Source organism: Streptomyces sp. NBC_00448 (assembly GCF_036014115.1).
Lineage (GTDB): Bacteria > Actinomycetota > Actinomycetes > Streptomycetales > Streptomycetaceae > Actinacidiphila.
In genome coordinates, this window is record NZ_CP107913.1 from 6,763,207 (window position 1) to 6,784,631 (window position 21,425).

At 70.8% G+C, this 21,425-nt stretch carries 18 protein-coding genes and 2 pseudogenes; 3 read left to right on the forward strand and 17 right to left on the reverse strand.

Translation table 11 applies throughout. The annotated features are described in order from the left end of the window. Nucleotides 1-7: 7 nt before the first annotated feature. Nucleotides 8-1,132 carry an ABC transporter substrate-binding protein gene (locus OG370_RS29155; protein WP_328474508.1) on the reverse strand — a complete coding sequence of 375 codons (1,125 nt, stop codon included), beginning with the start codon at nucleotides 1,130-1,132 and terminating at the stop codon, nucleotides 8-10. 298 nt (nucleotides 1,133-1,430) lie between these two features. Between OG370_RS29155 and OG370_RS29160 the strand changes: the two genes are divergently transcribed. Continuing rightward, a complete protein-coding gene (locus OG370_RS29160) occupies nucleotides 1,431-2,201 on the forward strand; it encodes a GntR family transcriptional regulator (protein WP_328469421.1) in 771 nt (256 codons plus the stop codon). A 67-nt stretch (nucleotides 2,202-2,268) separates the two neighbouring features. Here OG370_RS29160 and tmpA read toward each other — a convergent pair whose 3' ends face one another. Next, nucleotides 2,269-3,972 carry a 2-trimethylaminoethylphosphonate dioxygenase gene (gene tmpA / locus OG370_RS29165; protein WP_328469423.1) on the reverse strand — a complete coding sequence of 568 codons (1,704 nt, stop codon included), beginning with the start codon at nucleotides 3,970-3,972 and terminating at the stop codon, nucleotides 2,269-2,271. Nucleotides 3,973-4,323: 351 nt separating this feature from the next. Between tmpA and OG370_RS29170 the strand changes: the two are divergent. After that, a pseudogene (locus tag OG370_RS29170) lies at nucleotides 4,324-4,821 on the forward strand (ATP-binding cassette domain-containing protein); the annotation flags it as partial. Between the two features lie 164 nt (nucleotides 4,822-4,985). Here the strand turns inward: OG370_RS29170 and OG370_RS29175 are convergent. The 12 genes and pseudogenes from OG370_RS29175 to OG370_RS29230 form a co-directional block, all read right to left on the reverse strand. Beyond that, entirely contained in the window at nucleotides 4,986-5,903 is a 918-nt protein-coding gene (locus OG370_RS29175) for a TauD/TfdA dioxygenase family protein (protein WP_328469425.1), read from the reverse strand. A gap of 81 nt (nucleotides 5,904-5,984) precedes the next feature. Further along, complete coding sequence (locus OG370_RS29180; protein WP_328469427.1) at nucleotides 5,985-6,737, reverse strand: 2OG-Fe(II) oxygenase; 753 nt, start codon at nucleotides 6,735-6,737, stop codon at nucleotides 5,985-5,987. Beyond that, entirely contained in the window at nucleotides 6,728-7,057 is a 330-nt protein-coding gene (locus OG370_RS29185; RefSeq protein WP_328469429.1) for an acyl carrier protein, read from the reverse strand. The genes OG370_RS29180 and OG370_RS29185 overlap by 10 nt, the downstream gene beginning before the upstream one ends. A 47-nt stretch (nucleotides 7,058-7,104) precedes the next feature. Continuing rightward, on the reverse strand, nucleotides 7,105-8,433 hold the full coding sequence (locus tag OG370_RS29190) for an AMP-binding protein (protein WP_328469431.1): 1,329 nt from the start codon (nucleotides 8,431-8,433) through the stop codon (nucleotides 7,105-7,107). Continuing rightward, the gene (locus OG370_RS29195; protein ID WP_328469433.1) at nucleotides 8,430-9,722 is read right to left on the reverse strand and encodes an MFS transporter; all 1,293 of its coding nucleotides are present in this window, start codon (nucleotides 9,720-9,722) and stop codon (nucleotides 8,430-8,432) included. Before OG370_RS29195 ends, OG370_RS29190 begins: the two co-directional genes overlap by 4 nt. After that, a complete protein-coding gene (locus OG370_RS29200; protein WP_328469435.1) occupies nucleotides 9,719-10,705 on the reverse strand; it encodes a biotin synthase BioB in 987 nt (328 codons plus the stop codon). Before OG370_RS29200 ends, OG370_RS29195 begins: the two co-directional genes overlap by 4 nt. Continuing rightward, nucleotides 10,689-11,876 carry a CocE/NonD family hydrolase gene (locus OG370_RS29205; RefSeq protein ID WP_328469437.1) on the reverse strand — a complete coding sequence of 396 codons (1,188 nt, stop codon included), beginning with the start codon at nucleotides 11,874-11,876 and terminating at the stop codon, nucleotides 10,689-10,691. Before OG370_RS29205 ends, OG370_RS29200 begins: the two co-directional genes overlap by 17 nt. 68 nt (nucleotides 11,877-11,944) lie before the next feature. After that, nucleotides 11,945-13,471, reverse strand: coding sequence for a radical SAM/SPASM domain-containing protein (locus tag OG370_RS29210; RefSeq protein WP_328469439.1), 1,527 nt, complete (start codon nucleotides 13,469-13,471; stop codon nucleotides 11,945-11,947). 18 nt (nucleotides 13,472-13,489) lie between these two features. Further along, complete coding sequence (locus OG370_RS29215) at nucleotides 13,490-14,335, reverse strand: GNAT family N-acetyltransferase (protein WP_328469441.1); 846 nt, start codon at nucleotides 14,333-14,335, stop codon at nucleotides 13,490-13,492. Next, on the reverse strand, nucleotides 14,328-15,698 hold the full coding sequence (locus tag OG370_RS29220; protein ID WP_328469443.1) for a B12-binding domain-containing radical SAM protein: 1,371 nt from the start codon (nucleotides 15,696-15,698) through the stop codon (nucleotides 14,328-14,330). The genes OG370_RS29215 and OG370_RS29220 overlap by 8 nt, the downstream gene beginning before the upstream one ends. A 118-nt stretch (nucleotides 15,699-15,816) precedes the next feature. After that, a complete protein-coding gene (locus OG370_RS29225; protein ID WP_328469445.1) occupies nucleotides 15,817-16,092 on the reverse strand; it encodes a hypothetical protein in 276 nt (91 codons plus the stop codon). Nucleotides 16,093-16,524: 432 nt separating this feature from the next. After that, nucleotides 16,525-16,827 (reverse strand): annotated as a pseudogene (locus OG370_RS29230) (XdhC family protein); the annotation flags it as partial. A 16-nt stretch (nucleotides 16,828-16,843) separates the two neighbouring features. Between OG370_RS29230 and OG370_RS29235 the strand changes: the two are divergent. After that, nucleotides 16,844-17,734, forward strand: a complete 891-nt coding sequence (locus OG370_RS29235) for a transposase (protein WP_328469447.1) — start codon at nucleotides 16,844-16,846, stop codon at nucleotides 17,732-17,734. A gap of 11 nt (nucleotides 17,735-17,745) precedes the next feature. Here OG370_RS29235 and OG370_RS29240 read toward each other — a convergent pair whose 3' ends face one another. Genes OG370_RS29240 through OG370_RS29250 form a run of 3 tightly spaced genes read right to left on the reverse strand, consistent with a single transcriptional unit; the run spans nucleotide 17,746 to nucleotide 21,393 of the window. Continuing rightward, nucleotides 17,746-19,902 (reverse strand): xanthine dehydrogenase family protein molybdopterin-binding subunit, encoded by a 2,157-nt coding sequence (locus tag OG370_RS29240; RefSeq protein WP_328469449.1) that lies wholly within the window; start codon nucleotides 19,900-19,902, stop codon nucleotides 17,746-17,748. Then, the gene (locus OG370_RS29245) at nucleotides 19,899-20,900 is read right to left on the reverse strand and encodes an FAD binding domain-containing protein (protein WP_328469451.1); all 1,002 of its coding nucleotides are present in this window, start codon (nucleotides 20,898-20,900) and stop codon (nucleotides 19,899-19,901) included. The genes OG370_RS29240 and OG370_RS29245 overlap by 4 nt, the downstream gene beginning before the upstream one ends. After that, on the reverse strand, nucleotides 20,893-21,393 hold the full coding sequence (locus tag OG370_RS29250) for a (2Fe-2S)-binding protein (protein ID WP_328469453.1): 501 nt from the start codon (nucleotides 21,391-21,393) through the stop codon (nucleotides 20,893-20,895). The genes OG370_RS29245 and OG370_RS29250 overlap by 8 nt, the downstream gene beginning before the upstream one ends. Nucleotides 21,394-21,425: the final 32 nt, after the last annotated feature.

Here is a 21,425-nt window from a genome sequence, read left to right on the forward strand (position 1 = left end):
GTGCCGGTCAGCTCACGGCCTTGGCCCAGCCGGCGAGCACGGCCTTCTGTGCCGCGTCGACCTGGGCCGTGGTCGGGAACCGCGGGCTGCCGGAGACCGCCGGGAGCTTCGCGGCGGCGGCCTTGTCCACGGTGCCCTTCTGCGTCATGGCGGGCAGCTCCGCCGGGCGGGAGTAGCCCTGCAGCCACAGGTTCTGGCCCTCGGTGCTGTAGAGGAACTCCTCCCACAGCCGGGCGGCCGCCGGATGCGGGGCGTACTTGTTGATCGCCTGGCTGTAGAACTGGGCGTACTGGCCGTCGGCCGGCACGGCCACCCGCCAGTCCAGGCCCTTGCCCGCGAACTCCTTGGCGTAGCCGGCGTTGAGGTAGTCCCAGTCGATGCTGATCGGCGTCTCGCCCTTCTCGACGGTCGCCGGCGTGGACTCCACCGGGTTGAAGTTGCCGTTCGCCTTCAGCTTGTGGAAGAAGTCCAGGCCGGGCTGGATGTCGTCCAGCGAGCCGCCGTTGGCCAGCGCGGCCGCGTAGACGCCGCCGAACGCCGAACCCGACTTGGTGGGGTCGCCGTTCATCGCGACCTTGCCCTTGTACTGCGGCTTGAGCAGGTCGGCGAAGGTGGTCGGGCACTCCTTGACCGCCTTGGCGTCGCACCCGATGGACACGTAGCCGCCGTAGTCGTCGTAGCGCAGGCCGCCCGGGTCCTTCTGGGCGGCGGGGATGTCGTCCCACGAGGCGACCTTGTAGGGCGCGAGGATGCCCTGCGAGGCGGCCTTCAGCGCGAAGGAGTTGCCCAGGTCGACCACGTCGGGGGCGCGGCCCTGGCCCTTGCGCGAGGTGATCGCGGTGATCTCGTCCTGGCTGGCGCCGTCCGGGTTCTCGTCGGCGACCCTGATCCCGTACTTCTTCTCGAAGGCGCTGATGACGGCGCCGTAGTTGGCCCAGTCCGGGGGAAGCGCGATGGCGTTGAGCGTTCCCTCCTTCTTGGCGGCGGCGACCAGGGCGGGCATGCCGCCGAAGTCCGCCGCGGAGGCGGCGGTCGCCGCGCTCTTGCCGCTGCCGCCCGCGGAGGCCGCGGTGCCTGAGGCGGAGCCGCACCCGGTCAGGGCGAGCGCCGCGGCGGTGAGCCCGGCGGCCATGGCGGCAACGCGGACACGAGGGACTGTCACGGGATTCCTCCTGGGGAGCGGCGCGCGGAGGGCGGGTCGGATGACCGCCGACGGAACGAACGCCGAGGTTGGCTGTACAACTTTCGCCAGTACGCCCGACGCCCGTGTCCGGCGGGTGAACGGCACGGCGACGGCCGGGAGACGGTGGCGAAATGTCGGCGTCCGGGCGGCGCCGGCGGTCCGTCGCGGGGGACGCCTGGTGACGGAGAGCGGATAGGGTCCAGCGGAGCGGAAGGGCTCGACCGTGGCGCGGTGACGAGGAGCGACGTTGCAAGGTGACAGCGCGGTGCCGGGGAAGGGCACGCTCTATCGCAGGGTCGCGGCCGACCTCCGCGAGGCGATCGCCGCCGGCGAGTACGGATCGGGCGGCAAGCTCCCGGCCGAGAGCGCGCTGGCGGAGCGGTACGGCGTCTCCCGCGGCACCATCCGGCAGGCCCTCGGGTCGCTGCGCGCCGACGGCCTGGTCACCTCCCGCCGCGGCACCCGGCGGGTGGTGCTCGCCACGACGCGCGTGCAGAGCTTCGCGGAGCTGGTCAGCTTCACCAGCTGGGCGCGCTCGGTGGGCGAGGAGCCCGGCGGGCGGGTGGAGCGGATCGAGCGGCGGGCCGCCGACGCGCGGGAGAGGGAGCAACTGCGCCTTGAACCGGGCGCGGAGGTCGTCGTCGTGCTGCGGGTGCGGACGCTGTCCGGCCGCCCGGTGATGGTCGAACGCAGCGTCTACCCGGTGTGGGTGGGGGAGTTGGTGGCCGGTATCCCCGCCGACGCGGTCTCGCACACCGAACCGCTCCAGGAGCAGGGGGTGGTGTTCGCCGACGCCGACCACACCATCGACCTCGTGCTCGCCGACACCGACGACGCCCGGCTGCTGGAATGCGGCGAGGGGCAGGCGCTGCTGCGCGAGCGCCGCCGCTCCACCGACCCGGTCGGGGCACCCGTCGAGTGGTCGGAGGACCGCTACCTTCCCGGCACCGTCGCGTTCACGGTGCACAACTCGATAGCCGCGTCGGCGCTCGGCCGTCGCCACCGCCGTACGCCCTGACCCCCGACGGCGTGGTGCGCCGCTCCCGCCCGACCGGCCGGGCGCGGCGCCCCCCGTGGCCAGGGCGCTACCCGTGCAGCAGCGAGGTGAGCAGCGGCAGGAAGTGGCCGAACTCCGGTGCGGCGGCGCCCGGTTCCTTGGCCTGCTCGTCCCAGCGGCGTACGGCCACCGCGTCGGCCGCGTACGGCCGGCGGGCGAAGGCGGCGGCTTGCGCCTCGGTCATGGGGCCGCCCTGCAGCCGCAGGGTGTGCTCGGAGGCGGCGGACAGGCCCTCCCGGTAGCCCGGCTCCACCGTGCACAGGTACCGCTTCGCGGCGACGTGCAGCCGTACCGGTTCGGTGACCTCGGGCCCGAACCAGCGGGCGAGGAGGTCGGCGCCGGTGTGGCTGTGCCGGGTGTCGCCGTATTCCGTGACGTCGGTGTCGGTGTCCGCTGCGGGGTCGGCGTCCGCCGTCGCTTCGGCGCCCGTCGCGTGCTCGCCGAAGTGGCCGACGTCGTGCAGCAGGGCCGCCGCCACCAGGTGCGGCGGGGCGCCGGCGGCTTCGGCCAGCGCGCCCGCCTGGAGCATGTGCGCGGCCATGGTGACCTCTTCGCCCAGGTACTCCGCCGCCCCGGCCCCGTCGAAGAGCGCGGCCAGCGGGGCCGGCGAATCCGCCCGGCGCAGTACGGCGAGGCAGCTCGCCGGCCCGTCCAGGTCGGCGTACGCGCCTTGCAGGTGCCGGGAGCCGTCCTGCGCGAACGCGGTACGGGCGTGCAGCAGGCGGGTGTTGTCGAAGACCAGGCAGTCGCCCGGGGCCAGCCGGAAGTCCAGTTGCAGGCCGGGCCGGAGCAGCAGTTCGCCGAAGGCGCGGTAGGCGGCGTAGAACGCGTCCAGCTCCGCCGCGGGCAGCCGTACCGTGCCGAACGACCGGTTGTTGAAACGGACTTCGCGAATCCGTCCGCGCGCGTCCACCTCGATCAGCGGGCGGTCCGCGCGCAGTTCGGTGCGGTCGTCACGGAAGACGAACGGGACGGGCGTACCGGTCAGCACCGCGAACGCCTCGGGGTCCTCCGCCCGCAGCAGCGCCGCCGCGTGGAAGCCGTCGACGAGCCCGGAGTCGCCGCCGGACGCGGAGTTCTCCAGGCAGTGCAGCAACTGCACGGTGGGGACCGGGTCGCGGTAGGGGTTGTCCGTGTGCGGGGTGATCCGCGCCGAGGTGAAGGCGAGGTTGTTGGGGTCCGGCTCGACCCTGACGTCGAAGAGCCGGCCGTAGTTGGTCTGCCGGACGTGACCGAAGGTCTCGGCGACCGCCAGCACCTGGCCCTCCCGCACCGGCACCTCGCGCAGCAGGGCGAAGCCCAGCCGCTGCAAGGCTTCGAGCACCCGGGCGCGCCGGGCGGGGTCGGCGAGGTAGTCGTCCCAGGCCGCCTCCGGCAGGCGCCCCGCCAGATCCGCCGCGCTCCACAGCTCCTTCCCCGTCTCGGTGCGCCGGTCCCCGGTGAGGGGGGAGTCCGCGGGGCGGTGGGCGTCCAGCCAGCCGACGGTGTACGGGGACCGGTGGCCGTCCGGTGCCCATCCGACCTCTACGCAGGGCGAGTCGGGGCCCGGCTCCACCACCTCCTCGACGGCGAGTCCCCGCGGCAGATCGGTGATCTGGAAGAGCTTCTGGCCGGTGCGCGGATCGCGGCACTCGGGACACGGGCAGTTGTCCCGCAGCCAGGCCGCCGGCAGGGCGGTGATCCGTGCGGACAGGTGACGAGTGGCAGGTACGACCGCTGGTTGCGCCGCCATGCTGTTCCCCTCGGTGGGTCGGGTCGGTCAAGTTGTACAGCCAACTTTGCCGAGTCGGGGTGAGCGGCAGGCGATCTGCGGGTGACGAGCAGGCGACCGGGCGCGGATAGGCGCGCGACCCGTCGCGACGGTCCCCGGCGTCGCGCGGCGGCGGATCACCGCCAGCCGGAACAGGTGGGCGGGCACGGCCGGTCATTCCGCTTGATGAGGGCCCACTGGTACCGCGGTACCAGTGGGCCTGCGAAGGGTCGCCCGTGGTTCCAGGGAGACGGCCGCTCGTGCTCGTAGCGTCGAAGAGGCCGGTCGCGGCAGGCTTCGCGACCGGGCGTGAGACGCGAGAGGACCACAGGGATGATTGAAGCGCGCGGGCTGACCAAGCGGTACGGGGACAAGACGGTGGTCGACCGGCTGTCGTTCTCCGTGCGGCCGGGCGAGGTGACGGGCTTCCTCGGGCCGAACGGCGCGGGAAAGTCCACGACCATGCGCATGATCGTGGGCTTCCTCGGGCCGAACGGCGCGGGAAAGTCCACGACCATGCGCATGATCGTCGGCTCGGACGCGCCGACCAAGGGCTCGGTCACCGTCGGCGGTCGCTCGTACGCACAGCATCGGGCCCCGCTGCGGGAGATCGGTGTCCTGCTGGACGCCAAGGCGGTCCACCCCGGGCGGAGCGCGTTCGGGCACCTGATGGCGCTCGCCCACACGCACGGCATCCCGCGCCGCCGGGTGGACGAGGTGATCGAGCCGGCGGGGCTGGGCAGCGTGGCCCACAAGCGGGTCGGCGCCTTCTCCCTCGGTATGGGCCGGCGGCTCGGTATCGCGCGGTACGAACTCGCCCCGCAGTCCGTCTCGTTGGAGACCGCGTTCATGCAACTCACGCACGACGCCGTGGAGTACCACAGCACCCCCGCGGACACCATCGAGAAGGTTGCCCGATGACCACCGACACGCTCGCCCTCGCCCCCACGACCCGTCACGGGCAGGGGGTGACCGGCCGGCGGGTGCTGTCCCGGTCACTCCGGACGGTCGCCGGCGATGACGACGCGCTCCATCAGACGGTGTTGCGGGAAGTAGTCGTTGACCCCGTAGTGAACGGTGGTCCGGTTGTCCCAGAAGGCCACGGACCCTGCCTCCCAGCGGAAGCGCACCTGGTACTCCGGGTAGGACAGCTGATGGAGCAGGAAGCCGAGGAGTTCTTCGCTCTCGTCGTCGGGGAGACCGACGAGGTGGGAGGTGAACGCGGCATTCACGTAGAGGGACTTGCGACCTGTCTCCGGATGCGTGCGGACCACGGGATGCTCGACCGGAGGCCGGCCGCTCCGCGCGTTGATGCTCCTGAGCAGGACGGCGATGCTGCCGCTCGCCGCGGGAAGCTCGTGGACCGCCCGGAGCCCGTCAAGGCGCTCCTTGACGTCTTGCGGGAGCCCGTCGTAGGCGGCGGCCGTGTCGGCCCACAAGGTGTCACCGCCGAGCGGCGGCAGGTCGACGGCGCGCAGGACGGCGCCGAGCGGCGGTGCCTCGTAGAACGACGCGTCGCTGTGCCAGACGTTCTCACTTCCGGGGTTGTCCCGGTCGTGCTCCAGCCGCGCCACTTCGTCGATTTCGGCCCTGCGCTGGGGGTGGGCCGCCTGCAGTTCCCCCCAGTTCCGGGCGAACGCGGCCTGCTGACGGGCGGTGAGCGTCTGGTCGCGGAAGAAGAGGACCTTCCAGTCGAGGAACGCCCGTCTCAGTTCGGTCAGCGTGTCGGCGTCCACCGGCCGGGCGAGGTCGACCCCGCGGATCTCCGCCCCGATGAGAGGGGACAGCGGCCGGACCTCGAAGGTCGCGTAGCGCCGTCCGGCGCCGTCCGACTCCAGCCTGCGCGGCGCCAGTTCCTGGGACACGACATGCAACCGCCGCCTGTCGGTGACGACGGGCTGTGATGCGTTCACGGGCATTCCTCCGGAGAGGGAAGGGGGACAGTGGTGACGGATGCGGACACACCCTGCGGACGTCCGGCCTGCGCCCTCGTCTCAGGGGGTGGTGCTGTTCAGGATGGAGTTCCTGGCCAGATCCCGGTTGCGCTCGGAATCCGGCTGGAACTTCCTGTTGAGGTAGGCGAAGCCGGTCAGCGAACAGCGCCGGTTCTCACCCGCGGTGTGGTCCACTCTCCGGATGGTGTGCAGGGTGTCCGACATCACCATGACCAGGCGGTTGGGCCGGGGCAGTACGGCGACGGGGCTCCGCTCGCACGTGCGCAGGATCTTGTTCACCAGGCCCGCGGAGCCGCTCGCGGTGGTCTCCTCCGGGTCCGGCCCGTTGCCGGCCGCGGGGAGAAGGGTGCGCGGTTCATGGTCGATCAGCATCAACTCACCACCCCACGAGATGTCCCACTCGCGGTGCAGATAGAGGATGTACTCCCCGCGACGGCCGCGCCCGGCGTCGTTGTGCCAGCCCAGCCGGCTGTTGGCGGGGTACTGCCAGAACGTGAAGGTGAGCCGGTCCCAGTCGATACCGGCCGCGCCGAACAGCCCGGTCTCGGTGCGCACGGCCTGGGTGATGCGGGTGAACACCGCGGGCCGTCCACTGGTCCGGGTCTCGCCGATGGACGCGGGGAAGTGCATGCCCCGGGTCCGGTGCGCCGGGCCGTCGAGTTCGGCGGAGATCACGCTTCCGGTCTCGCCCAGAGCCGAGCGCTCCATCAGCTCCACCGCCTGGTCGAAGACCGCCGGGGGGAGGAAGTCGTCGTACACCACGTAGCGCTCGCCGCGCTCTGTCATTCGCATGGATCGCCCTTCTTCCCGCGCGCATCGTCGTCGATGCCGCGCTCCGGTTCAGCCACGGTGGCCGTCCGCGGCCGGATCAGGTGGTGCACGTGCTCGCTCCATCCCGCGACCGAGCGGTGCTCCGGGTCCAGCAGCACCTCGTCCGGGAGCTCGATCCCGAACGCGTCCTCCACCTCGGTCGCCAGGCCCATCCAGTCGACGGAGTTGAGTCCCAGTGCCGCGAAGTCGGCCTGGCTGAGCCGCGGGTCATCCGACAGAGCGTCGGTCGGGATTCCGCGGACCCCACTGCGTTCGAGCCTGGCCGCGACGATCCGGGCCATCGCACGCCTGGTCTCCCGCGCCCGGTCCCGGTCCGGTGGGGGCCCGCTCATCGTCCCGGCCATTCCGCGTCGATGAGCTTGATGACGTGGGCCCGGTCGACCTTTCCGCCGGCCGTCACGGGCAACTCGTCGCAGTGGACCAGCCGGACGGAGCCCGTGCCGGCCGGGAACGTCGAACGGCTCCGCTCCACCTGGGCCCGGTCGACGCCCTCGCCCTGCACGACGGCGTACAGGTCCTCGGTCTCACCGGCGGAGCGGACCAGGACGACGGGAAACACCTCGACGACACCGGGTACGTGACGTATCGCGCGGCAGAGTCCGTCGAGGTCCACGGTCCGGTCGTTGAGCCGGGCCGAGGGGTGCAGCCGGGACACGAACGTCACCACGCCGTCCCGTCCCCGCCGCACCAGATCGCCGGTGTCCCATCGGGTCCGGGGCGGATCGGCCGCGCCCAGGAAGCCCTCGACCGGCGCGTCCAGCAGCAGGCGCAGCTCGCCTTCGGCTCCCGGGTCCGGTGCCAGCACCGTGACCCCCGGCATGGGAGTGCCGATGGCTCCTTCCGGCAGCCCGGCCGAGCCGATGAAGGTCGGGCCGGTCTCCGAACACCCGTAGTTCCGGGTGAGCCGGACGCCGAACCTCGCGGCGAACCGCTCGTCCAGGTCGCGGCTGACGCGGCTGGCGCCGACCATCGCGATCCGCGGCCCCGCGGACGCGGTCGCCGGCGTGGCGGCGAGCAGGTCGGCCGTCGGGGCCGTGAGCGCCACGACGCTCGAGGCTCCGGCTCGGGCGGCGGCCCGTCGGGCGTGCACGAGGCGGCGCGCGTCGAGCCGGGAGCCGGCCATGAGCGCGGCGAACGCGATCCCCCAGCCGTAGGAGTGCGTCAACGGGGTCGGCACGTACACGGTGTCGTCGGGGCCGAGCGGGAGCCGTGTGCGGTACCCGGCGGCCTCGTTGAGCACGCTGCCGCAACTGCGCCTGGCGATCCTGGGCGGGCCGGTCGAACCCGATGTCATGTGGAGTATGGCGGTCGAATCCCCTTCCGCCGCGACGTCGGAGCCCACCGGCCGGCACACGCGCGCCGACGGCGACAGCTCCGCGCCGAGCGGACCGAGCGGCGCGTCCGTCAGGCTTTCGCACAACAGCGGTACGGAGTCCGTCTGCCAGGCCGCGAGAACGACCGCGAAGAAGTCCTCCGCCCGCTCCTGCGTCACCGCGATCACCGCGCGTTCACCGGCACCCGCGGAGTCCAGCCGCTGAACGTAGTCGTCGACCAGCGGCCGCAGTTCCTCCATCCCGGTGTCGTCGAGACGGCCGCCCGCCTCGGTGAGGAGCGCGGCCAGTTCGCGCCGCGTCGCCGGTGCGCCGGGGGCGGTCATCGGACGGCCTCCGCCACATCGCGGTCCGGCTCCGCGTCACTGGGGTCCGGCTGGGGGCCCCGGCCCGCGATCGGGCGCAGGGCCAGCGCGCAGGCGACGAAGAGTCCCGCCATCACCATCCATGCGGCGGTGTGCCGGTCAGCGGCCAGCCAGCCGAACAGTGCGGGCGCGACCAGCATGCTGACGTCCAGGCCCATGTTGTAGACGCCCTGGTATTCCCCCACGGACTCGGCGGGCGCGAGCGTGTAGACGAGTTCCCAGGACGCGGCCGAGTACAGCACTTCGCCGCCTGCCACCAGCAGACCCAGCAGGATGATCGCCGCCACCTTGGGTCCGGTGCCGTGCACGGCACCGGCGGCCGCGAACATCGCGAGGCCCGCGCCCAGCAGGATGCCGCCGCGTCGCCCGGCCCGCACCGCGGCGACCGCGCCGCTCAGGTTCTTGGAGACCGGAACCTGCAGCAGCAGCACGACGCCGATGTTGAGGGCGGAGACGACCGAGACCAGCCACAGCAGTGACGACGCCTGGGCCGAGATCCACAGGGGGAGGGCGACGGAGAACACCGACGAGTAGAGGAGCAGGAACGCGTTGAGCCCCGCCAGACCGAGGAAGCGGCCGTCCCGGTACACCATGCGGCGTCCCGACTTGCCCGGTTCGGGTGCCGCGCCCGCACCGGCGCTCTGGCCGCTCGGTGCGTCGGCGGCCCGGGGCTGCGGTGTTCCGCTGGGTGCGGTGGCGACGAGGAAGCCCGCGGTACACAGGGTCAGGGCCTCGACGACGAAGGCGGTCCGGAACAGCGGGCGCGAGTCGAGCGACAGGACGACGCCTCCGAGGCTCAGACCGATGAGCATGGCCGCGTTGCTCACGGTCTTCACCATGGCCCGGTAGCGCACCCGACGGTCGGCGGGTACCTCTCGCCGTACGAGCGCGCCCATGACGGCGCCGCTGCCCCGACCGCAGATGAAGAGCAGGCAGATCAGCACGAACGCCGTCCAGGCGTTCACGACCGCGAGCAGTCCGGTGGCGACGGCCATCGTGCAGACCAGCCCGGCATACGTGCGCCGGGCGCTGCCGTTGTCCGCGAGCCGGCCGGCCAGCGGGCCGGACACCATGCCGCACAAGGCCGCCAGGCTCATCGTCACACCGAAGGCGCCCGCGCTCGCATGGAGTTGCCGCACCAGGTAGACGGCCAGCACCGAGGTGGACATGCCGGTGCCCAGCGACAGGATTCCGAAGGACAGGATCAGCCGCCGTTCGAGGGGCGGCCGCCGTTCTTTCCGAGGGGTCACTCTGCCCCCTCGGGCAGGAAGGCCGACCCGCGGACGGCCAGCCCCATGCTGTCGATCACGGCCCGCACGTGATCCAGACCGACCACGAACCGTTCCTTTCCGTAGATCAGGTACCGCTCCGCGTTGGCGTCGCCGGTGAAATTGCTGGTCATCACGTTCGCTCCGGCGGCCAGACCGAGGGACTGCCCGCCGGAACTGGTCTTCTCCAGGGCGCTGACCGACGGTATGAGAAGGCCCGGATAGCAGACCCGCAGGGTCGCGATGACGTTGAGCGCGAGCTGGAGGTCGCCGGTGGGAGAAAGCATCAGCGGGGTGTCCGGAGCCGGGACGAACGGGCTCACGCTGCACATCTGCACACCCAACTCGCCGACGAGTTCGATGTCGTCGATCACGCTTTCCAGACTCTGCCCGGGGAGGCTGGAGATGAGACCGGTGCCCACCTTGAATCCCAGGTCCAGCAGGGTCCTTATCCGTTCCAGCCGCGCGTCCAGCTTCTCGTGGCGCATCTGCTCGAAGAGCACGGGATCACTGGTCTCGTGCTTGATGATATAGCTGTTGGCGCCCAACTCCCTTAATTCCTCGTACTGTCGGCGCGAGAAGTTGCCGAGGTTGAGCAGGATCTCCACCTGGCCGTCCCACATGCGCCGCAGGGCCGGTATGACCTCGCGCAGGGTGGGGAAGAGACTCGGCGTCTCGCCGCCCTGCAACATGACGATGTCGATACCCGCGCCGCGGATGTGCTCCGCGCGCTCCAGGATCTGCTGCGGACTCATGACGAAGCGGTCCAGGTGAGCGAGGTTGTCCCGCCGCATCGGGCAGTAGTCGCAGTTCACCCGGCACACGTTGGTGATCTCGATGACCCCGCGAAGGAGCACCGCCCGGTCGAAGTTCTCATCCCTCAGCCGGCTCGCCTCGGCGAACAGTGCCTCCTGGTCCGCGCCGACGGACCGGAGCGCGTGTCGGACTTCAGATCGTGTCAGCATCGCTGGGGCTTTCTTCCTCCGGATCGTCACGGGGACGCGGCGCCGAACCGGGCACGTCCAGGGTCACGACCGCCTCCGCGGTCAGTGCGGGGTCCCAGTGCCGGCGGTGGGTACGGAACACCGTGTCGACACTGGGACGGAAGCGGACGGTCGAGGTTTCGCCGTTGACCACGACGCGGACCTGTTGCCCGGCGTCGAGCCGATCACTCGTCAGGTAGAGCCGGACCTGCTCCGCGCCTTCGGCCCGCAGGTCGTACGCGTCGTCGTCGGTGCGCTCCGCGGTCACCTCGGCGCCCGCCGGGTCGACACCCGACAGGGCGACCCAGTGGGCCCTGCCGTGCCGGTCGTCGAGGGCGCGGTGGCGCACGTGTGCCACATCCGGTTCTCTCCGACGGTCCCTCAACCAGGCCGACAGGCTCGCGACCAGCTCGCCGTCGTCCTCGAAGTGCAGCGAACCGAGTGGATGGTCGCCGTCGGGGACTTCGACGTAGGTCAGTGCCTGGTGGCCGGCCTCGCGCAGTTGCGTCACGGAGGTCCGGTCGAACTGCGGGGGGATGCGCTTGTCCTGGGCGCCGTGGATGACGAACAGCGGTAGCGGCAGCACGTTGTGCAGCAGGAAGCGGGTGCGCCGGTCGCTGCCGAACGCTTCCCACATCGACAGGGCGCCGTTGATCGGCACCGCCGCCGCCAACCGCGGCCACCCCCGCATGGCGAGGTTCCAGCACGCCAGTCCGCCCATGGACACGCCGGCCAGCACGATACGGTCCGGGTCCGCGTCCAGGTGTTCCAGAGCCCAACGCAGGGCCGCCACCGGGAAGTCGTCGTCGCGGCCGCTCCACCGCGGGTGGCGGAAGTGCTTGGCGAAGACGCCGCTCACGTCCAGCTTCCCCACGACGTCGTCGAGCAGTTGCGCGTCCGGGCAGAGCAGCACCATGCCCAGCCGTTCGCTGATCCCGACGAAGGACGGCAGCATTCTGGCCCCGGTGTTCGCGGCGCCGTGCAGCACGATCAGGGCCGGCGGGCGAGGGCCCGCCGACTCGGGCACGTGCACCACCATGGTGGTGGTCCGCGCACCGAGGCGGAGCTCGACCGTCGAAGTGCCGGGCACCGGCGCCCGGTCCGTGCCCAACCGGCGAAGTGCCCTGCGGAGGTTGGCGGCACCCAGGCGCACGCCCTCCTCCATGGGTGGCGGCCGATCCCCCACCGGCACCAGGGGATTCGGCCACGAGCGCATGGAACTCACAGGGTGGCTCCGAGCCGGGTGAGCCGGGCGATCTCGGTGTCGACGGCCGGGTCGAGGCGCTCTCCGGTCAGGGCGAACACGACCCTGGCCCGTTGCAGGATGCCGATCGCGCTGCCCACCAGCGGCACGGAGCAGAGCTCCCGGGGCAGCGAGATGGGTTTCACCAGCGGCTCCGCGGTCGGTTCCACGGAACGGAAGGTCTCGACCGCCAAGCGGCGCAGGACGTCCGCGCACACCCGCTTGGCGACGGCGCAGGAGTACCGGTCCAGCTTGGTGAGACTGCCGGTGGCCTGGATGTTGCGTGACGGGCACCCGCTGTCGCAGATGTCGCGCGCGTAGCAGGTCTGGCAGGACTGGTGCTGGGACGGCAGCGCCGCCTGCCCGATCTGGTCCTTGCGCAGCAGGTCCACGAACACCACGTTGCGGTCGGTGGCCTGCCCGACGTTGTGGCCGTACTGCTTGTTGCGGGCGGGGTCCTGCATCTCGGGGCACATGATCAGCTCGCCGGTGGCGTTGAGGACGTGGTAGGAGTCCCCGCTGCTCATCGGTCCGCAGTAGGAGCGGGGCGGGCTGGACAGCAGGTGCTGGAAGGCGTAACTGAAGACGCTGGCGTCGATGCCCCGAGCGACGTCCATGGCGCGCAGCAGGTTCTCCGCGTAGTCCTCGGCCGAGGGTTCGGAGTAGCGGGACAGCCGTCCCGGCGTCGTGGTCCCGACCGGTCCGACCGGCTCGAAGTGGACGAAGTTGGCGCCGAGGTCGGCGAAGAACCCGACGGTCTCTCCCATGTGGTGCACGGTCTCGCCGGTGACCGTGGACCGGACGCGGTAGGGGACACCGGCTTCCGCGAGGAACCTGATGGTGTCCATGGTCTGGCCGACGTTGTGGCGCTTGCCGTAGATCCTCTGCTCGCCCTGGCGTTTCGGCGCCGCGTCCATCGACACGGTCAGCGTGAAACGGTGGTCCACCAGGTACTGCAGCACCGCGAGAGGCGCGGTGCCGTTGGTGACCATCGTGAAGTAGGGAGTGACGTTCTTGGCCGCGCACGCCCGTTCGGTGTGCTCGACCACCTTCTCGATGTCACTGATGGCCAGGGTGGGTTCCCCGCCGAAGAAGTTGACCCCGAACAGCTTGTTCTGCGGACCGGGTCGACGCTCCAGGGTGTGGTCGACGATGGCCAGCATGCGGTCCGCTTCCAGACTCGCGGTGCTGTGGCCCACTTCGCTGAAGCAGTACACACAGCTGAGGTTGCACCGGTGGCCGACCACCAGGGTGACGCCCCAGGGGTCGGGTTGACGCCGGTACAGCCGTGTGTCCCGCAGGGAGGGGTAGTCGGCCAGGACCTGACGCCATGGGGCGGCCGCCTCCTGGTCAGCCGGAACACGTATGGCGTGCATGGACCTCGGTATGACGAGATACAGCCACTGGCCGTCGCGTACGGCGGGGTAGTCGTCAAGGAGTTCGGCGACCGCGTTCGATCCGTCCTGGGCGCCTCGCTGAGCGGCTTCGGGAGCCTGTGTTCCCATCGCTTGTCCCTTCTGAGGTCAGAATTCGTATCGGCCGACGTGGACCGGCCGACCGCTCACCCGCCGCCCCTTGCGACCGCCCAGCCACAGCATGAGCGTGATGGCCGAAAGCGGCACCGGAATCTCGATCTCCGGCATGTCCAATACGGTGGCGAACGGCGCGAGTTCCGCCAGGAGAGCCGCGACGTCACTCACCGCTGCGCAGGGAAGCGCACCGAGGAGCAGGCGGTCCCGATCGAGAACCGCCCGGTGGGCGGCGATCGGGGGGCTGCCGGTCAAGGGCGGGACGGGCAGCAGATCCGGCACCAGAGCTTCCCCCGGCCCTTTGCCGCGGTCGGGGGAAAGAAGGTCCTCGATCCGCCCGAGCGCAAAGGACGGTGACGGCGGGCCGTCTCCGGTCTTTTCGCCTTCCGGCAGGGCCGCAAAGGGCAGCGCGAACAGGTGGAGCGGGTCGCCGGCCCGCCGCAGTCGCAATCGCTCGGCAAGCACGAGTTGGGCCGGGCTGCCTTCGGAGACCCAGGCGGCGATCCCGCGCAGTCCTGCTCGTTGTGCCAGGCGGCGCAGTGCGAACGCGAGACGCAGGGCGTGGTCACCGCCGCGGGCCTCGGGATGGACGAAGACGCCCTTGAGGAACAGGTAGTCGCCCCAGCGCAGTGAACGATGCACTGCGGCAAGACCGCCGTCGGGCCGGCGTCGTCCCATCCACCGGTAGCGGTCGAGGTCGGACAGCTCCGCGTGGAGGATCGCATCGGTGAAGCGGTGCCCGGCCACCAGGTCGGCAACGTCCCGCAGGTCGGCGGGGCCGAGGACCTGCACGTCCTCCGGCGACCGTGGAAGTGCGGACCCGGACGCGGTATCAAGCATCCGCGGGCCTCCGGGTCAGTGCCAGATAGGGGAATCCGGTCGGCGCGATTTCGGCCGATTCCTCGGGATAGGGAACCTTGGTCATCTTCTTGCTGGCGATGTTGCCGACCATGATGTGCAACAGCCGTTCGTTGGGGAGGAACTGGCCATCGAAGTACTTGATCACCCAGCCGAACAGGTCGGGGTCCAACGGGTAGAAAGTCGGTTCGACGAGGTCGTCGTCCGGAATTCCGACCTGGCGGGCCAGGGCAGTGGCCGGAAGGACCCGGAAACCGATGTTCAGGACCGGCTCCCCGGTGCGCAGGTGCGCGTTCACGTATTCGGCCGATACGCGGACCGTTTCCTCGGTCTCGCCGGGACCGCCGAAGACCAGATTGACGCGGGTCTTGAGGTCGTGTGCGCGGCAGCGCTCGATGAACCGGGTGACGTGCCGGGTGTCGAAACGCTTGCCCAGTCGCCCCATCATGGCGACGTCCAGGCTGTCCGGGGAGATCAGGACCGATTCGACGTTACTGGCGGCGACCAGCTCGGCGAATTCGTCGTCGAACGGCCGCGGTGCGAAGTAACCGGTCCAGGTGAGGCCGGGCAGTTTGAGGTCGGCGAGCAGGGCGACCACTTGCTTGGCGAATCGGATCTCGCTGTTGAATATGGCGTCGGTGAAGAAGATCCGGCGCACTCCCGCCTCGTATATCCCGCGGATCTCGTGCTCGATCAGGGAGATGGGCTTGAGGTCGCCGAGATTGTCACCGCTGATGTGGGCGTACGGGCAGTACACGCATTCCTGGTAGCAGGTCTTGCGTTTCGTCTCGATCCCGATCATGGCGGTGGAGGAGCCGGCGTAGGCCTGGAGGAGGGCGGCCGGATGGTCGAGGCGGTCGGTCAGGAAGCCTTCGTAACGTCCGCCGGTGAGGTTGCGTCCTGAGCCCCGGTACTTCTCCGGATCGGTGGCGATGTCCAGCATTGCCGTCTCGCCCGGGCCCACCACGCCGACATCCAGCTGGAGCCTTTTGAGCAGGGCGCTGCCGAACAGGCTGTAGCCGGGCCCGCCCGCGACCATGACGGGCGCCGCCGAGCCCACCGCCTCGCGGACCCGCTGGATGAACTGCTGGTAGTAGCGAACGAAGCCTTCGCGGGCCAGGTCGATGGGGTCGATGTTCCGGATCGAGAAGCCGATGACGTCCCAGTGCTGCGAGGCCCAGGACAGATCGTCGAAGGCCTTCGGTGTCTCGACGAAGTCCACCAGGAGGGTTTCGTGTCCGGCCAGTTCGAGCGCGGACTGCAAGCAGCGCGCGCCGATAGGGAAGATGGGCTCGTTCCCGGGCATCGGCATACTGGCAAGATTTACTAGAGCAATGCGCGCCACGATGACGTCCTCCTCAAAGCAGTCACTGGAGCAGCGGGCAGATCGGACACCTGGTCATGGAAGGACCAAGCGGCCGAAAGCGCCCGGCCAAAAGAAATTCGGCCGGGCGCCCAGTCGCTCAGTCGCAGGTAGGCGCCGACACCGCGACGATCACGTCGGGGTGAACCAGTTCCGCGAGTCGGTCGCAGATGAGGTCGAAGCGCTGCGGGTCACTCTTGATGAACAGTTCGACGCTCGACTTGTCGAGGTGCAGGCCGGCGAGGTCGAGCATGTCGCCAGGGTTCGCGGTGAGTGCGTTTGCGAATTCCTCGTCGTAGCTGAGGCGCCCGATGAGCGCATCGAAGACGATTCCTGCGGAAGTTGTCTGAGTTCCCTCAGCAACAGGAGCTACCATGATCTCAACCTTTCGTCCTGGCGGCAGATTTCCGACCGATTGAGTGGCGAGAATCTGCGCAGCGATTTGACCGGTCGAATGCTGGCTATGCCTTCTATAGCCTGTTGCTCGACCGCCTTGTTGTCAAGGCTGCCGCGGTTCGCCGTTTTGGATAGCGATGCTCGGCCAAACGACGCCTGGTGCGCTGAACTGCGGTTTTTGCAATATCATGGGTTTCTTTCTGTGCAATCGACCAATGATCATCCGGGAGAGGAGGGGTGCGGTGATGCAATTGCAATCGGAATTTTTCCTTCCGTATTCCGGCGGCTTGATTCGCGGTCGCGGAGTCGGCGGCCGGGATCGGCGACTTCGCCCGCGCCCGCGTCACCGCTATGTCATCGTGCTGAATCGACGCAAATGGCCATGAGCGGACGGATCGGTATCGTCCGGCTATTACCACGCGAATGCGCTGGAGGCCTGTCGCGCTGCCCGTTCGGGTGTGGGGATCGTGTGCCGCGACGGCTCGTGGTGGATCGGGGTGTCGGTGGCGCTCAACGGAAGGCAGCCGCCGCCGCGGCGGTGGGCGACGATCTCGGCGGCGATGGCGATGGCGGTCTCCTCCGGAGTGCGCGCGCCCAGGTCGAGGCCGATCGGCGAGTGCAGGCGAGCGAGTTCGGTGTCGCCGAGGCCCGCTTCCCGCAACCGGTCGAGGCGGTGGCGGTGCGTACGGCGGGAGCCGATCGCGCCGACGGTCGCGCGGCGCTGTACCCCGGTGGTCTCCAGCAGGCTGCCGCCGGAACTGTGGGTGCTGGACAGCGTGTTCATCCGGAAGCGCGGTGACGCGTCGGTGGGTGCCGGCCGCTGGTTCGTCCGGCGGTCCGGCCGGACGATCAACGGTCAGATGGGCGTCGCGCTCTTCCTCTCCTCGCAGCGGTCCAGCGTTCCCGTCGACTGGCGGATACTGCTGCGCGGGCGCTGGATGGTCGACCGAGAGCTGCGCAAAGGCGCCGGGGTGCCGGAGGAGTACCGCTTGGAGCACGGCTGGGAGGCGGGTGTCGATCTGCTGGACGCGGCGATCCGCAGAGGCGATCTGCCCCGGCGCCCGGTGGTCGCGGACTGCTCCGGATGGCCGAGGGCCGAGCGTCTGATCCGGGAACTGGCCAAGCGGGACATCGACTTCCTCGTCTGCGTCGACGCGTCGGCGCTTCCGGAGGAAGGCCAGATCGCCGCCACTCCGGGGAGGGTGACCAGTTCGGTCGTCCAGCTCGCTGATCGCGGCACCGCGCACTCGGCGATCAGGGTCGTGACCCAGCAACCGATCCAGCGCGACGACCCGGCGCGCCACTGGGTGACGAACATCGACCCGTGGGACCTGCGCATCCTCGGTCTGGCGCTGCCCGTGCTGCGTCGGCACGGCCAGGACGTCGAACGACTCGAAAGCGACTTCGGCGTCCACGATTTCGGCGGACGGTCGTTCGGCGGCTGGCACCGGCACCTGGCACTGGTGTCGGCGGCCTTCGCGTTCTCGGCCCTGGAGAAGCCGGAACCCCCGACCGCCCACCGCGGGGCGGAACGCCCCGGCCACCAGGCCAGGTCCGAGCGGCGGACGCTGCCCGCCCCGCGGGTGCCGGACGCGGTGACGGTTCCGCAAGGGCACCGGTAAGGCCGTCACGATCACGCGTCCGGAATCAGGAGGGCCTCGGGGGCGATCGGCAGTTGCCGGACCCGGATGCCGGTCGCGTGGTGGACGGCGTTGGCGATCGCCGCCGACACGCCGACCGCCCCGAGTTCACCGACGCCCCGCGCCCCGATCGTGCCGCTCAAGGCGTCGTACTCCTCGATGAACTCCACCTCCACGTCAGGAACGTCGGCCTGGACCGGCACGAGGTAGCCGGCCAGGTTCTTGGAGACGAACCGGCCGAGTCCGGCATCCGTGTGCGACTGCTCCAGCAGTGCCTGGCCGATGCCCCACACGATCCCGCCGATGATCTGGCTGCGGGCGGTCAGCGGATTGATGATCCGTCCCGCGCTGTACGCGCCGGCCACGCGGCGCACTCGGGTCAGCCCCAGTTCGGCGTCGACCGCCACCTCGGCGAAGACCGCGCCGAACGTGTGCGGGGACGAGCCGTTGTCCTCCGGAGCCCACCCGCCCCTGCCCCACAGCCACTTCGAACCGCTCCCCGCCAGGCCGCGGGCCATCTGCTGCCACCGGGCCTCGGGCGACCCACCGGACGGCGGTCCGGGGCGGTCGGCCGGGTCGCCGCCGATCGCGGCCAACCGCTCCAGGAGGTCGGCCGCCGCGGCGCGCACCGCCGATCCCACGCTGAGCGTGGTGGAGGAGCCGGCGGACATCCCCGAGGCCGGCAGGCGGCTGTCACCCAGGATCACGGTGACCTGGTCCGGGGAACAGCCGAGGGTCTCCGCGGCGATCTGGCCGAGCACGGTGTACGTGCCCGTCCCAATCTCCTGGCTGCCCGTCTCCACCCGTACGGCCCCGGAGCGGTCCACACCCACCCTGGCCGAGGCGGGGAAGGCGTACTGGTTCATCAGGGCGGTGGCCATGCCCCAGCCGATGTACTCGTGGCCCTCCCGCCGGGCGCGCGGGCGCGGCGGACGGTCCTTCCAGCCGAAGACCCGGGCCCCGGTCAGATAGCAGGCGCGCAGCTCCTTGGAGCTGAACGGCCGGCCGCTGGTCGGGTCGGTCTCCGCGTAGTTCCTCAGCCGTAACTCGACCGGGTCCAGGTCGAGTTCGTCCGCGAGTTCGTCCATGGCGGTCTCCAGGGCGAACATGCCCGGGCCCTCGTGCGGGGCTCGCATCGGGGTCGGCACGATGGTGGCGACCGGTGCCACCCGGTGGGTGGTCTCGATCGCCGGACAGGCGTACGCGGTCCGGGTGCCGGTGGCGGCCAGTTCGGGGTACTCGGCGTAGCGCGCGGTCTGGTTGACCGAGGCGTGGCGGATCTCCAGCAGCCGTCCGCCCGTGGTGGCCCCCAAGGTGACGGTCTGGCGGGTGGCGGGCTGGTAGCCGTGTGAGGTGAAGCTCTGCGCACGGGTCAGCACCAGCCGGACACCTCCGCCCACTGCCCGGGCGGCCATGGCGGCGATGATCTGGTGCGGCCAGACGTGGCCCTTGCTGCCGAAGCCGCCGCCGGTCCAGGGGGAGAGCGCGCGGACCAGTTCCGGTGCCAGGCCGAGGGCACTGGCCACGACGGTGCGGACGTTGGCGACGCCCTGCGTGGCGTCGTACAGGGTGAGCCCGGCCTTCTCGTCCCAGTGGGCGGTCGTGGCGGCCGGCTCCAGCGCGTTGTGGTGCCGGTTGGCCGTGCGGTAGTGGCGTTCGAGGACGACGTCGGCCGCTTCCAGGCCCGCGGCGACATCCCCCACGGCGGTGTCCGCAGGGCCCCACCGCGGGATGGGAGTGGGCCGCCACGCCTCGCCGAGAGCGTCGTCCAGCAACGTCGGGACCGACTCGCGAACGTAGCTGACGCGCAGCTCCTCCGCTGCCGCCTTCGCCTGCTCGGGACGCTCGGCGACCACCACGGCCACCGGCTGGCCCTCGTAGTGCACCTCGTCGTCCTGCAACGGGAGCAGCCGGTGCATGTACAGGCCCTGGGGCGGCGACAACCGGGGTGCGTTGAGGTGCGTGAGCACAGCCACCACCCCCGGTGAGCGTTCCGCCGCCTCCGTCGCGAGCGAGGAGATCCGGCCGCTCGGCACGGTGGCGGTGACGAGGAACGCGTGCCGCAGCGGATCAACCGTCTGGTCGGCCGCGAACTTCGCCTGACCGGTGACCTTCGCCAAGGCGTCCGTGCGGGTGACTTCGGTGCTCACGTGCGGACCACCCCTCTGTCCCGGAGTTCCAGCAGTGCCCGGCAGGTCGAGCGCCGGGCCAGCTCGATCTTGAAACCGTTGCTCTTCAGCGGGCGGGCCTCGTCCAGCGCCGACGCCAGCGCTTCCCGCACCACCGGCTCGGTCAACTCCCTTCCCAGCAAGCGCCGTTCGACCTCATACAGCCGCCAGGGCCGGGGGGCGACCCCACCGAGGGCTATCCGGACGTCGCGGATCAGCGCCCCGTCCGTCTCCACGGCGACGGCCGCCGAGACGAGGGCGAACTCGTACGAGGCGCGCTCCCGCACCTTGAGGTAGCCGGAGCGCGCGGCGGCGGGGGAGGACGGCACCCTGACGGCGACGATGATCTCGTCGGGTTCCAGTACGGTCTCCCGTTCCGGGGCGTCGCCCGGCAGGAGGTAGAGCCGCGCCAGCGGTAGGGTGCGGCTGCCCCGCGGGGATTCGGTGGTGAGCTCCGCGTCCAGGGCAACCAGCGCCACGGCGAGGTCGGATGGGTGGCAGGCCCGGCAGGCGTCGCTCCCACCGATCACGGCCAGGGTCCGGTCGTGGCCGGCGCTCGCCGCGCAGCCCGAGCCCGGCTGTCGCTTGTTGCACGGCAGCTTCGTCTCCGCCCGGAAGTACGGGCAGCGGGTGCGCTGGAGCAGGTTGCCGCCGATCGTCGCCGCGTTGCGGATCTGCGGGGAGGCGGACAGTTCCAGCGCCTCGGCGACGGCGGGATATCCGGAGCGCAGCGCCGGGTGGCAGGCCGCGGCGCTCATCGTGGTGAGGGCGCCGATCCACAGGCCGTCCCCGTCCGCCCGGACGGTGTCCAGCGGCAGCCGGCCGATGTCGACCAGGACGTCCGGCCGCTCGATCCCCTCCTTGATCAGGTTGACCAGGTCGGTACCTCCGGCGATGAGCCGGGCGGAGGGGCCGTATCGCGTCAGTGCGGCAAGCGCGGCGGCGGTGTCCGCCACCCGCAGGTATCCGGGTTCAGGCACCGGCGCGCTCCGTCCGGGCCCGGGCGGCCGCCACCGCGGACACGATCTGCGGGTAGGCGGCGCAGCGGCAGATGTTGCCGCTCATCCACTCCCGGATCTCCTCCGGCGAATCGGCGTGGCCCTCGCGGATGCAGGCCGTGGCCGACATGATCTGGCCGGGTGTGCAGAAACCGCACTGCAGGGCGTCGTGTGCGACGAACTCCTGCTGCACGGGGTGCTCGCCGGTCCGGCCGCCCAGCCCCTCGATGGTGGTGACGGACCGTCCGTCGTGCTGTGCCGCCAGGGCGAGGCAGGAGTTGATCCGCTGCCCCTCGACGTGCACGGTGCAGGCACCGCACTCGCCGCGGTCGCAGCCCTTCTTGGTGCCGGTGAGCCCGAGGAGGTCGCGCAGAGCGTCCAGCAGGGTCATCCGGGCGGGCACCGAGAGCCGGTGCGTCGTCCCGTTCACCTCCAGAACCACCTCGGTCGACTCCGGGAACGGATGGGGTGTCATGGGTGATTGCCTCCTGCGGTCTCGACGGGGCG